Source organism: Candidatus Binatia bacterium (genome assembly GCA_023150935.1).
Lineage (GTDB): Bacteria > Desulfobacterota > Binatia > HRBIN30 > HRBIN30 > JAKLJW01.
The window spans coordinates 188,870-201,122 of the sequence record JAKLJW010000001.1; the positions used below are offsets into that span (position 1 = coordinate 188,870).

Consider the following 12,253-nt stretch of genomic DNA (forward strand, 5'->3'; position numbering starts at 1 on the left):
AAAGCCATGCGCAGAAGGACCCGATATCTACTCCTTGTTGCCTTGCTGATCGCCATAACTGCGGTCGCCATCCGTGTGCGGTTTCGCGGGCCGGCGGTGGCGGACGGCAGTTACCTGGTACTCGACTTCGGCGGAGAATACGCCGAGGGACCACCGCAGGATCTCCTCGGCACCCTGCTGTACCGGCGCGAGCCGACCATGGTCGATGTCCTGACTCTGATTCGCGGAGCTCAGGTGGACAGCCGGATCAAGGGAATCATCGCTCGCATTACGAACCTCGACGTCGGCTGGGCCAAGGTGCAGGACTTCCGCGATGCGCTGATCGCTTTTCGGGAGTCCGGTAAGACGCTGGTGGCGCTGCTCGAACAGGAGGTGCGTAGCGCTAACCGCGAGTATTATCTGGCGACTGCGGCGAATCGCATCTACGTGTCTCCCAACGGTACCGCGCCTTTGAACGGTCTTGCCGCCCAGTTCCTCTTCCTCGGCGGCGTGTGGGAAAAACTAGACGTGGAAATGACCGTGGAAAAGATCGGCGAGTACAAGAGCATGGGGGACATGCTGGCCAATCGCCGCATGACCGCCGCCCACAGGGAGATGGCGAACGCGCTGCTGGACAGCGTTTCCGGGCAGCTCGTTGCCGGCATCGCTGCCGGCCGGGACTTGCAGCCGGAACGCGTTCGCGCACTTATCGATTCGTGTCCCGTATCGGCGGCAGAGTTCGCTGCGGCAGGGTTGGCCGACGGGAGCAAGTACCTCGACGAGATTCGGGTCGATCTCGGAGGACCCGACGCTCCGCTGGTGACGATGGAGGATTACGCGCGGGTGCCGGCGACGGCGCTCGGGCTCGGCAAGGGTCCCCAGATCGGGGTGGTCTTCGGTGTCGGCATGGTCGCCATGGGGGAAAGCGGCACCGGCGTCAATGGGCAGGTGCTCGGCGCCGCAACGGTAAGTAAAGCCATTGCGGAGGCGGCCGCCGACGACGGGATTCGCGCCATCCTGCTTCGTATCGATAGCCCCGGCGGATCGGCCCTCGCCTCGGACCTGATCTGGCGTGCCACGCAGGATGCGCGACAGAAAAAGCCGATCGTCGTGTCGATGTCGGACATCGCCGGTTCGGGGGGATACTACATCGCTGCCGGGGCGAATCGCATCGTGGCGCAGCCGGCAACCCTGACGGGTTCGATCGGCGTGGTCGTGGCGCGGCCGAATATCGAGGGGCTCCTCGGTCGGTTGGGGATCAATACGGAGACCATTTCGCGCGGCCGGGTCGCCGACCTCGATATCCTCACGACACCGCTCAGTGTCGCGGGCCGGGCGAGGTTGGTCGAGGAAACGCGGGTCGTGTACGACGTGTTCGTCGACCGCGTGGCGAGCGGTCGCAATCTGTCCAGGGAGCGGGTCGACGAGATCGGACGCGGGCGTGTCTGGACCGGAGCGCAGGCGAAGGAGGTCGGCCTGGTGGACGAACTGGGCGGATTGCATGCGGCGATCGAGGCGACGCGGACGGCGGCCGGTATCGACAGCCTGCAGGAAGTAGAGCTCGTCTACTACCCGCGACGAAAGAGCGTTGTCGAGCGCCTCGGTGACCTGGTCAGCGCGCACACCGCCGGCCGGCTGCCGCAGGAGATTAGACTCGCACTCGGTACCCTCGCGGTGCCCTTCGCCGACGGCACTTTGCTTGCCGTGATGCCTGCGGGCATCGACATCAGGTGACCGGAGCCCGCCGGCGCCGACCGCGGGCAGAGGGTGGCACTACAGTCCGGCGGGCATCCCGCCCGCGATCGGCAAGGCGACGCCGGTCAGGTACCCGGCCGCCGGCGTGCAGAGGAACAGCACGACGTCGGCAACCTCTTCGGGGCGACACTGCCGCCGCAGCGCGATTTTCTCGGCCGCCCGCCGGCGCGCTTCCTCGACGGTGATCTCTTCCATCATAGAGATGAACTCGTACTCGTCCTTACCCATGTCGGTGTCGACCATGCCGGGACATATGGCGTTGCAGCGTATCCCCAGCGGGCCGAACTCGGCGGCGATCGACTTCGTGAACCCGACCACCGCGAACTTCGAGGTGTTGTACCCGGCCATCAACGGGCCCGCTCCGAGTCCAGCGGTCGATGCGGTGTTGACAATGACGCCGCCACCGCGATCGATCATGGCGGGAACCGCCAGTTGGCAGAAGTGAAACATGCCGGTCACGTTGACGGCCAGGCTGAGCTCCCATTGCTGTGCGGTCATGTTGAGGAGTGGGCCCACGCCCACTGCCGTGCCGGCGTTGTTGAACAGGATGTCCACGCCGCCGAAGACGCGCAGTGTGTCGGCTACGCACTTCTCGATGTCGGGGCGCCGAGTAACGTCGACCTGACAGGCGTGACCGCGTGCGCCGAGCGCTTCGATCTCGCCGACCAGCTCGTCGAGTTGCGCACGATCGTCGCCCACGCCGTAGAACGCGAGGTCCCCTTCGTAGCGGCGACAGATGTCGGTCACCACGACGTTGCAGCCGGCCGCGGCTAGCCGCAGAGCCGAGGCGCGTCCGATGCCGTGCGGGCGCCCGGCGCCGGTGACGATGGCAACTTTCCCTGCCAGTGACTTCATGAGGTAGGTTCCTTTCTTTCCGGTGCCCGCGTCTCTGTCCCCGGAGCGGCCGGTACGGTTACGGGGAAAGGCGCTGCAGGTATTCGCGGGTCGTCTGTGCGATGGGTCCTGTCGGTTCGAGCCGGAGCGCTGCCTCCAGCTCGCGGCGAGCGCCGTCACGGTCCCCCAGTGCGAGCAACACCTGCCCGAGCAGGCTGTGCGTCTTGGCCATGCTCCAGTCGGCGTAACGTTCCGTCGCTCCCGGCAACCTTGCGAAGCTCAACGCGCGTTCGAAAGCCGCCCGTGCACCGTTGACGCTGGCGGCGGCGCGCACCGAATCGCCCTGACGGCTGGCCACCTCCGCGCGTTGCATGAGGGTCATGCCGAGGTTGTGGTAAGTCGTCGGGTGGGGGGCGATCGCCAGGGCCGCCTCGAATGACTCGATAGCTTCATCGTATCGTTTCATCCGGCGGTAGACGTTGCCGAGGTTGTTGTGGGTCATGACTCGACCCTCGGGGTCGGACTTGCCGGTCAGGGCGAGCCGCAGTTCCTTCTCGGCACCCGGAACGTCGCCGCGGTCCAGCAGGGCCGCCGCCAATTCGCGATGCGGCATGCCATGTCCCGGAGCGGATTCTGCGGCGACGCTCCAGAACGCGTAGTTGTCGCGCCATACCCGTCCGTACGCCACGGTCTGGGCGCCAAAGGCTATACCCAGCGCCCCGATCGCCACCGCCCCTGCCCAGGGCGGCGCCGCGCGCCAGCGGCGCATCAGTACGACGACTCCCCAGGCGATCAACACGCACGAGGCAACGCTTGGAACGTACAGATAACGGTCGGCGATGGCAGCGGAGGCGCTGCGGCGGACGATCACCGTCAGCGACGGTGCCAGCATGATAAAGAACCACGCCACGAGAAATGTGACGCCCCACTGACGCCGCCGCCATGCCGTAACGGCCAGAGCTACGCTACCGAGCACCGCGAGCGCGGCGATCGCCCCGTACACCGGCTCGCCGGGGACCTCGGGGACGTAAGGGGAAAGGTCGAGTGGGAGTAGACTGCGCTCGACATACACACCCAGGGCTTGCAACAGGGAGGCGGCGATTTCCATCGCTCCGGCACCCGACGCGCTGCCGCCCACCGGTGTGCCGATCGCGTGGTTTCGCATTGCTATGTAAATCGCGGTGGCGAGGCCGAGAGGGACGTACTGAATCCAACGCAGGCGGTGCTGTTCCAGGAGGTCAATGATCGGCACGAGGACCAGGACGGCTACCGCCAGCTCCTTGGAGAGCAGGGCCAGGAAATACGTTCCCGCGCCGAGCCACGGAGCCCGGGTGTGCCGGCGATCGAGAAAGAGCAGGATCGTGAGGAGGATGAAGGTGCAAGCGACGACGTCTGACCGGCCGGCCATCCAGGCGACGGATTCGACATGGGTCGGGAACACGGCGAACAACAGCGCGCCGCAACTGGCGACGAGATCGTCGCGATCGAACAGGCGCCGGGCAACCAGGAATACCAGGAAGGTGTTTAGGGCGTGGGCGCCGACCACGGAAGCGTGAAACCAGAACGGCGACTCCCCGGCGAACGAGCGGTCGATCAGGTAAGTGATGAAGATCACCGGACGATAGTAGAATTTCGGAATACTCGGCGGCAGCGCGATCAGGTCGGCGACCGAATCGATGTCGCGCAGTTGTGCGAGCACGAGCGGATCGTCCCACACGAAGCCGTTGCGCAAGGTGGGCGCATAGACGGCGATCGCAACGGCTACGGGCAGTAAGGCGGCGGCCAGAAGTGGCAGCCGGACCCGCGCCGAAGGCGCGGCGTTGGTGCCTGCCGGCTGCGGCGGCGGTAGCGGCGACGGGCGGCCCGGCCCGCGCGGCGCGCGGCGGTGTTGCATGGCATCACGCACTGGCTCGCCCGTCGGCCCGCGTCACTGTGGGCCTGCCGCTTGTAGAACAGCAAGGCTCGTTTGTCGCGGCCATCGTGAGGGATGCTGACGACATGACGATTGTAACCCTTCACCCCACCCTGCGACCGTTTCCGCGCGACGCCGGACTGTATGCGAGCCCTGTTCGCAGTGTCAAGGTGAGGCGATCCGCAGTGCCTGCGCGAACGCGCGCACCGCGTTGGCGGGGTCTGCTTCGCCGAGCACCGCGGCAATTGCGGCGACGCCGTACGCCCCCGTCCCACGCACACCGGCAACGCGCTCCGGGGTCATACCGCCGATTGCGTACACGGGCACGCCCACGGCCTCCACCACCGCACGCAAGCAGTGGAGTCCCAACGGCGGCCCGTAGCGGCGCTTCGACGGCGTGTCGAAGACGGGACCGAACACGACGAAGTCGACCCCGGCGGCGGCTGCCGCGCGCGCTTCGTCAAGCGAATGCGCGGAGACACCTATCAGCCGCTGCGTTCCGAGCAGGCGCCGTGCATCGGCCGGGGAGAAAGATGCGGTGGGAAGGTGGACGCCGGCGGCGTCGACCGCGAGTGCGATGTCGACGCGATCATTGATCAGCACGGGTGACCCGGCAGCCGAACAGACGCTCCGGATCTCCCGGGCCAACGCATACAGGGTCCGGACAGGGAGGTCCTTTTCTCGCAATTGAACGAGACACTCGCCGGCTGCGGTGGCAGCCGCAATCGCGCTGCAAAGATCGTGGCCCCTGGTCCGGGTGCGATCGCTGACGACGTACAGACGCGGCAACATCGAGCCAGCCGGCCGGGTTCCTCAGCTCAAGAGACCCTCGATGGGGCTGGAGGCGCTGGCGTAGAGTTTCCTCGGTATCCGGCCCGCCAGAAACGCTTTGCGGCCGGCCTCCACTCCGAGCCGCATGGCTTCGGCCATCAGCAGCGGGTCGTCCGCACCGGCGATGGCCGTGTTCATCAACACGGCGTCGCAGCCGAGTTCCATGGCTAACGCGGCATCGGAGGCGGTACCAACCCCGGCGTCGACGATTACGGGAACCCGCGCTTGCTCGAGGATAATCTTGATGTTGTAGGGGTTTCTGATGCCGAGCCCGGAACCGATGGGCGCCGCCAGCGGCATCACGGCCACGCAGCCGATTTCCTGAAGCACACGGGCCGCGATCGGATCGTCGTTGACGTACGGCAGCACCGCGAATTCTTCGCGCACGAGCACGCGGGCCGCCTCTATTGTGGCCGGAACGTCGGGGAAAAGGGTTTGCTGATCGCCGATTACTTCCAGTTTGACGAGGTCGCCGACGCCTGCAGCGCGCGCCAGCCGGGCCGTTCGCACGGCGTCGTCCGCCGTGTAACATCCGGCGGTGTTCGGAAGAATCGTGATGCGGCGCAGATCGAGGTAGTCGAGCAGATTCTCAGTGCTCGTATCGGTGATGTTGACGCGCCGCACCGCGACCGTGACGATCTCCGCCCCCGCAGCCTCAACCGCCGCGCGCGTCTGCGCGAAATCGCGGTACTTACCGGTGCCAACAATGAGTCGGGATCGGTAGTCCTTACCAGCCAACGTTAACAGATCGCTCATGTCCTCACCCGCCGCCGACGAAGTGCACGATCTCGACCTCGTCCCCGGCCACGAGCCGGTGCGCTCCGTACTGGTCGCGGCGTAGAATCACACGGTTAACTTCGACGACGATGCGGCGCTCCTGCAGACCCAGTTCGGCGACGAGATGCGCCACACTGAGGCCTTCGGGGAATTCTCCGGGCTCGCCGTTCACGGTCAAGCGCACCGGCGGAACATAGTGGCGCGCCCCAACCTTTACAACCACCAGGCCTTTTGGTAACTCCCGCGCACTCACCGGTCCGACGCCGCCGATACATCCAGAACACCTGGCGACGATGGGTAGCGGGACCATCCGGTGTGGCGCGTTGCCGACGCCGGAAGTCGCCTGCGGGACGGTTGCGTTATGCCCGACCGGTGGGGGAGACGGCATGGCCAGAATTACACGCGCCCTCGTCAGCGTTAGCGACAAGACCGGTCTCGTCGAGTTCGCTCGTGGACTCCGCGAGTTCGGCGTCGAAATCCTCTCGACCGGCGGTACTGCCCGGCTGCTCGGCGATGCGGGCATCCCGGTGGTTCCGGTCAGCGCTTATACCGGGTCGCCCGAGATCCTCGACGGACGCGTGAAGACCCTGCATCCCAGGATCCACGGTGGACTGCTGGGGCGCCGAGACGATCCCACCCATCGGGAGCAGATGGCCGCCAACGCTATCGCGCCCATCGACATGGTGGTGGTCAATCTGTACCCGTTCGAGTCCACCGTGGCGCGCCCGGATTGCTCGCTTGCCGACGCCATCGAGAACATCGATATCGGCGGACCGTCCATGTTGCGCTCGGCGGCCAAGAATCACCGGGACGTCAGCGTGCTGGCCGATCCCGCGGACTACACTGCGGTCCTCGAAGAGATGCGCGGCAGCGGTGGCGGGGTGTCAACGGAGACGAACGCCCGCCTGGCGCGCAAGGCCTTCCAGATGACCGCCCGGTACGACGGAGCGATTGCCGACTACCTCGGGAGCCTCCAGGCAGGGGAGCGGATCGAGTTCGGCGAAACCATCCACATCGGCCTGCGCAAGGCGCAGGACCTGCGTTACGGCGAGAACCCGCACCAGGCGGCGGCGCTGTACGGCGACTTCTTCGCCGGCGTCGAGCAGCTCCACGGCAAGGAGCTGTCGTACAACAACATCGTCGACATCAACGCGGCCATCTTCCTCATGCTCGAGTTCGCCGCCGACCGCGATGCGACAGTCGCCATCCTGAAGCACAATACGCCATGTGGGGTCGGCAGCGGTCCCACCGTGGTCGAAGCATATCGGCGCGCGTATCGGACCGATCCGGAGTCGCCCTTCGGCGGTATCGTCATCAGTAGCCGGGTGTGGGATCGCGAGCTGGCGCGTGAGGTGGACGAGATATTCACCGAGGTGTTGGTTGCGCCGGCGTTTACCGCTGACGCTCTGGAGGTGCTTCGCGAGAAGAAGAACCGGAGACTGATGCGCTGGAACCCCGAAGTCGTCGCGGACCGGTACAGACGCGAGCTGCGCGGGGTGTTTGGCGGTGTGCTGGTGCAGGATGCCGACCGGGGGACCGAAGATCCCAGCGGCGCGCGGGTGGTGACTCGACGGTCGCCCACGGCGCGGGAAGTGGCGGCAATGGCCTTCGGGCTCAAGGTGGTGAAGCACGTCAAGTCGAACGCCATCGCCTTCGTAGCCAATGACCGCACTCTGGCGCTCGGCGGCGGAGCGACTTCGCGCGTCGATCCGGTTCACGCGGCCCGTGACAAGGCCGCCCGAGTCGGTGTCTCGCTTGCCGGGTCAGTGCTCGCCAGTGACGCTTTCTTCCCCTTCCCGGACGGTGTCGAGGTGGCCGCGGAGGCCGGTGCGGTGGCTATCGTTCAGCCCGGGGGCAGCGTGCGCGACGTCGAGGTGATCGCCGCGGCCGACCGCCTCGGCCTGGCGATGGTGTTTACCGGGGTTCGGCATTTTCGGCATTAAGTTCGCGCGGCCGGACGAACGGTATACGCAGACGAGACGAGCGGCCGTGGACGAACAACGAACGACTACGAACTGACGCCGTGCGGCCAACCCCCAACCATCGATCATCAGGCTCAGTATGAACATTCTTGTCATCGGAAGCGGTGGGCGGGAACACGCACTGGCGTGGCGGATCCGTCAATCGCCGCGGGTTCAGCGCGTTTACGCGGCACCCGGCAATGCGGGCATAGCCGAGGTCGCCGACCTGGTGCCGCTGGCTGTCGACGATATCGCCGGGCTGGTGCGCTTCGCGTTCGACGCCCGCATCGACCTGACCGTGGTCGGGCCCGAACTGCCGTTGACCCTGGGCATCGTCGACGAATTCGAGCGCCATGGTCTGCGCATCTTCGGGCCGCGGCGCGCTGCCGCTCAGCTGGAAGGGAGTAAGGCGTTCACCAAGGAGTTACTGCGCCGGCACGGCGTCCCCACCGGTTATTTCGGTGTCTTCGACGATCCGGACGACGCCGTGCGGTATATCCGCGAGGTCGGTGCGCCGATTGTCGTCAAGGCGGACGGGCTCGCCGCCGGCAAGGGTGTGCTGCTCTGCCAGACGTTGGGGGAGGCCGAAGAGGCGATTAACGAGCTGATGCGGACCAGGCTGTTCGGTGACGCGGGCAAGCGGGTTGTTGTCGAGGAACTCCTCGAGGGCGAGGAGGTGTCCTTCATGGCTGTGACCGACGGCAGTACGGTACTGCCACTGGCAACGTCGCAGGACCACAAGCGGGCTTACGACGGCGACACCGGACCGAATACAGGCGGCATGGGCGCGTATTCCCCGGCGCCGATCGTCACGCCGGAACTGCAGGCGCGCATCCTGCGCGAAATCATGGAGCCGGTGGTCCACGCCCTGCGAGCCGGCGGGGTCGAGTACAAGGGTGTGCTCTACGCCGGTTTGATGATTGGTGCCGCGGGGCCCAAAGTCCTGGAATTCAATGTGCGGCTCGGGGATCCGGAGTGCCAGCCCTTGATGCTGCGCCTGCGGAGCGATCTGGTGGATCTGATGGAAGCCTGCATCGACGGGCGTCTTGCCGGTCACGAGGTCGATTGGGATCCCCGCGCCGCCGTATGCGTGGTGCTCGCTGCCGGAGGGTACCCGGGGACGATCGACCGGGGGCGGGTAATTCACGGGCTGGAGGCCGCGGGTGCCTGGCGCAACGGGGTGGTTTTTCACAGCGGCACGGCGCGCTACGACGGGGAGGTGGTCACCAGCGGTGGTCGTGTGCTGGGCGTGACTGCCCTCGGAGATACGGTCAAAGCGGCGGTTGACGAGGCTTATGCCATGGTAAGTCGAATCCGCTGGGACGGCATGCACTATCGGCGCGATATCGCGCACCGGGCACTGGAGGCGGAAGGATGACGGACGGCGCCGCAATAGTTGGCATCTTGATGGGCAGCGACAGCGACTGGGCGGTAATGTCCGCGGCCGCGGAGCGGTTGCGGGCACTCGATGTCCCGCACGAGGTCATGGTGCTGTCGGCGCATCGTTCGCCCCAGCGCACCGCCGAGTACGCAACCGGCGCCCGGGCGCGTGGTCTACGGGTGATCATTGCCGGCGCCGGCATGGCCGCACACCTTGCGGGCGTGGTTGCAGCGCATACGACGCTGCCGGTCATCGGCGTGCCGCTTGACGCCGGCAGCCTCGCGGGGCTCGACGCATTACTGGCGACCGTGCAGATGCCTCCCGGTATTCCCGTCGCGACGGTTGCAATCGGAAAAGCCGGCGCGGACAACGCCGCTATTCTGGCCGCGCAGATCCTCGCGCTCTCGGATGCGGCTCTGGCGGCGCGTCTCGAGGCGCTCAAACTCACTCTGGCGCAACAGGTGGAAGAGAAGGATGCGCGCCTGCAGCAAGAGCGTGCGGGCCGCTGACGGGGACGGTGTCAGGACCGCGGTGCGCGTACTGGCGGAGGGCGGGCTGGTCGTGTACCCCACGGAAACCCTGTACGGATTGGGCGTCGACGCGACCAATGCCAACGCCGTCGACCGCCTGGTCGCGCTGAAGGGGCGCGAAACGGGCAAGCCGATCGCCTTGCTGGTGGCGGACCGTCCGATGGCCGAATCGGTGGTGCGCGCGATAACGCCGATCGCGGATGTGCTGATGCGGAGATTCTGGCCGGGCCCCCTGACGATCGTCCTCGATGCCGATCCGGCGCTGCCCCGGCCGCTAAGTGCGGGGACGGGAACGATCGGCTTGCGGGTGTCGAGCCACCCGACGGCAACTGCCCTCGTACGGGAGCTGGCACGGCCCGTCACCGCATCGAGCGCCAACCCCGCCGGCTGCGGTCCGCCAACTTGTGTCTCGGAGGCCATGGGATATTTTGCGGAAGCCGTGGAACTGTACCTCGACGGCGGGCGGGTGCCCGGACAGCCGCCGTCGACGGTCGTCGATGTCCGCGGGGACACGTTACGTATCTTGCGTCCGGGCGCGGTGTCTGCGGACGCACTCCACGCCGCGGTCGGTGCGCGTTCGGCGGTGCTGCCGGCGCCGAGAAACCGGAGACGGATGTCCCCGAGAAAGTAGATGTGGTCGTGGCAATCCTTCGCCCCTTTCGTCCCTTGCGTTACAACCCGGCGCTCGTGCCCAATCTGGCCGCGGTGGTGGCGCCGCCCTACGACGTCATCACCCCGACGCAGCGCGACGCTCTGTACGAACGCGACCCTCACAACGTTGTGCGGCTCATCCTGAATCGCAGCGACGATCCGTACGCGGCGGCGGCGGCCAACCTCGAAGACTGGCGCCGCGAGAAGATCCTGATCCAGGACGACGAGCCGGCCATCGGCTACCATGTCGAGCACTTCACCCTGCCCGATGGCGAACGGCGCACCCGCACGGGCATTCTCGCTGCGGTTCGGCTGGAGGACTTCGATAGCGGCGTCGTCCGGCCGCACGAGCGCACATTCGCCAGACCGAAGGAAGACCGGCTGCGACTGATCAGGGCGTGCCGAACCAATCTGAGCGCCGTCTTCGGCATGGTTGGCGGCAACGCCGATGCCCTCGAACCGCTGCGCGGCGAGGCGATGCGTCGCCACCCCGATGTCGAGGTGCACGACGACCTTGGTGTCGGACACCGGCTATGGTTCGTCCGCCAGACCGACGCGATCGCGGCGGTGACGACCGCTCTGGCGGAAGCGACAGTGTTTATCGCCGACGGCCATCATCGCTACGAGACGGCTCTCGCGTACCGCGACCTGCGCCGCGCCGAAGGGGTGACCGGCCCGGGAGCGCCGAGCAACTTCGTGCTCATGTACCTCGCCTGTACGGCCGATCCGGGACTGGTAATCCTGCCAACTCATCGGGTGTTGGGCGGGCCGGCGGCGCCGCCGGCGGCGGTCATACTCGAACGCCTGCAGGCGCATTTCTCGCTCGAGCGGGTCCCGCAAGCGGCCATGAGCCAGCGACTGGCCGAAGGGGCGCGGGGGAAGCAATTCGGGGTTGTGCTGGCCGAGCAGGGCGACGGCCTGGTGGCGTCCGTTCGCGACGAAGCGCGCGTGAGCCGATACCTGGACGATCTTCATTCCTCGGTGCGGTCGCTCGACGTGGCCATTCTCGATAGCGCGGTCTTGCGCGGACTGCTCGGCATCGACTGCGCGGCCGCGGCGCAGCAGGGGTGGCTGACCTACACCCACGACGCCGGGGCGGCCATCGCGGCGGTCGCCGGCGGCGCGACGGCGGCGTTCCTGATGAGTGCGCCCCGGGTAGAGGACGTGGTTACGGTGTGTATGGCCGGGCAGACCATGCCGCAGAAGTCGACTTACTTCCACCCAAAGCTCCTCACCGGGCTGATGTTCCACGTCCTCGATTGAATCCGTCAGGTCGGTTGCGGCTCGGAGAAACACGTTGGCAGTCGGCCGAGGCACAGGCCGAACGATCAGGTGTGCCTCCCAGCCTGTTGGCGGCGGGCGAGTTCTTTCATTGACAAAGGGAGTCCAGCGAGGGTACACAGTCCTGCAAAAGGGAGTAGGGGTGCAACGGCGGCCGGAAGCGACTGCGTGGGACAGGGGGAAAGGGCCGTGTTCCGACGCGGGATCGGAGTGGCGCAAAGGTTACGGTTGGAGGCTTTGCGACGATTGAAGGAAGTTCAGGGGAATCTGACTTCGGGAGCGGACACGAGGGGGGGACATGACTGGACGAATTGGGCGTGGAGAGAAGCCGAGCGGCCGCGGCTGTATCGCAGCGGGTGTC

Annotated in this window: 11 protein-coding genes; 6 read left to right on the forward strand and 5 right to left on the reverse strand. The window is 66.6% G+C overall.

Features of this window, described 5'->3' with window-relative positions:
- Window positions 1–6: 6 nt before the first annotated feature.
- On the forward strand, window positions 7–1,713 hold the full coding sequence (sppA, locus tag L6Q96_00820; GenBank protein MCK6553121.1) for a signal peptide peptidase SppA: 1,707 nt from the start codon (window positions 7–9) through the stop codon (window positions 1,711–1,713).
- 39 nt (window positions 1,714–1,752) lie between these two features.
- Here sppA and L6Q96_00825 read toward each other — a convergent pair whose 3' ends face one another.
- The 5 genes from L6Q96_00825 to thiS all read right to left on the reverse strand — a co-directional run bounded on the left by L6Q96_00825 (window position 1,753) and on the right by thiS (window position 6,272).
- Window positions 1,753–2,589 (reverse strand): SDR family oxidoreductase, encoded by an 837-nt coding sequence (locus L6Q96_00825; protein ID MCK6553122.1) that lies wholly within the window; start codon window positions 2,587–2,589, stop codon window positions 1,753–1,755.
- A 58-nt stretch (window positions 2,590–2,647) separates the two neighbouring features.
- A complete protein-coding gene (locus tag L6Q96_00830; GenBank protein ID MCK6553123.1) occupies window positions 2,648–4,462 on the reverse strand; it encodes a tetratricopeptide repeat protein in 1,815 nt (604 codons plus the stop codon).
- A gap of 183 nt (window positions 4,463–4,645) precedes the next feature.
- Window positions 4,646–5,272, reverse strand: coding sequence for a thiamine phosphate synthase (gene thiE, locus L6Q96_00835; GenBank protein ID MCK6553124.1), 627 nt, complete (start codon window positions 5,270–5,272; stop codon window positions 4,646–4,648).
- A 21-nt stretch (window positions 5,273–5,293) separates the two neighbouring features.
- Entirely contained in the window at window positions 5,294–6,067 is a 774-nt protein-coding gene (locus L6Q96_00840; GenBank protein ID MCK6553125.1) for a thiazole synthase, read from the reverse strand.
- Window positions 6,068–6,071: 4 nt separating this feature from the next.
- Entirely contained in the window at window positions 6,072–6,272 is a 201-nt protein-coding gene (thiS, locus tag L6Q96_00845) for a sulfur carrier protein ThiS (GenBank protein ID MCK6553126.1), read from the reverse strand.
- Window positions 6,273–6,474: 202 nt separating this feature from the next.
- Here thiS and purH point away from each other — a divergent pair, with 202 nt between their 5' ends.
- From purH to L6Q96_00870, 5 genes are all read left to right on the forward strand, one after another.
- Window positions 6,475–8,031, forward strand: a complete 1,557-nt coding sequence (purH, locus tag L6Q96_00850; GenBank protein ID MCK6553127.1) for a bifunctional phosphoribosylaminoimidazolecarboxamide formyltransferase/IMP cyclohydrolase — start codon at window positions 6,475–6,477, stop codon at window positions 8,029–8,031.
- Between the two features lie 118 nt (window positions 8,032–8,149).
- The gene (gene purD, locus L6Q96_00855) at window positions 8,150–9,427 is read left to right on the forward strand and encodes a phosphoribosylamine--glycine ligase (protein ID MCK6553128.1); all 1,278 of its coding nucleotides are present in this window, start codon (window positions 8,150–8,152) and stop codon (window positions 9,425–9,427) included.
- A complete protein-coding gene (gene purE / locus L6Q96_00860) occupies window positions 9,424–9,939 on the forward strand; it encodes a 5-(carboxyamino)imidazole ribonucleotide mutase (GenBank protein ID MCK6553129.1) in 516 nt (171 codons plus the stop codon). The genes purD and purE overlap by 4 nt, the downstream gene beginning before the upstream one ends.
- Entirely contained in the window at window positions 9,905–10,591 is a 687-nt protein-coding gene (locus L6Q96_00865) for a threonylcarbamoyl-AMP synthase (GenBank protein MCK6553130.1), read from the forward strand. Before purE ends, L6Q96_00865 begins: the two co-directional genes overlap by 35 nt.
- A gap of 8 nt (window positions 10,592–10,599) precedes the next feature.
- Window positions 10,600–11,874, forward strand: a complete 1,275-nt coding sequence (locus L6Q96_00870) for a DUF1015 domain-containing protein (GenBank protein MCK6553131.1) — start codon at window positions 10,600–10,602, stop codon at window positions 11,872–11,874.
- Window positions 11,875–12,253 lie beyond the last annotated feature (379 nt).

Coding starts and splice junctions, on each gene's coding strand:
- L6Q96_00840 (MCK6553125.1), bottom strand. CDS start 6,067: ATGAGCGATCTGTTAACGTTGGCTGGTAAGGACTACCGATCCCGACTC.
- purD (MCK6553128.1), top strand. CDS start 8,150: ATGAACATTCTTGTCATCGGAAGCGGTGGGCGGGAACACGCACTGGCG.
- purH (MCK6553127.1), top strand. CDS start 6,475: ATGGCCAGAATTACACGCGCCCTCGTCAGCGTTAGCGACAAGACCGGT.
- L6Q96_00830 (MCK6553123.1), bottom strand. CDS start 4,462: ATGCAACACCGCCGCGCGCCGCGCGGGCCGGGCCGCCCGTCGCCGCTA.
- purE (MCK6553129.1), top strand. CDS start 9,424: ATGACGGACGGCGCCGCAATAGTTGGCATCTTGATGGGCAGCGACAGC.
- sppA (MCK6553121.1), top strand. CDS start 7: ATGCGCAGAAGGACCCGATATCTACTCCTTGTTGCCTTGCTGATCGCC.
- L6Q96_00825 (MCK6553122.1), bottom strand. CDS start 2,589: ATGAAGTCACTGGCAGGGAAAGTTGCCATCGTCACCGGCGCCGGGCGC.
- L6Q96_00865 (MCK6553130.1), top strand. CDS start 9,905: ATGCGCGCCTGCAGCAAGAGCGTGCGGGCCGCTGACGGGGACGGTGTC.
- thiE (MCK6553124.1), bottom strand. CDS start 5,272: ATGTTGCCGCGTCTGTACGTCGTCAGCGATCGCACCCGGACCAGGGGC.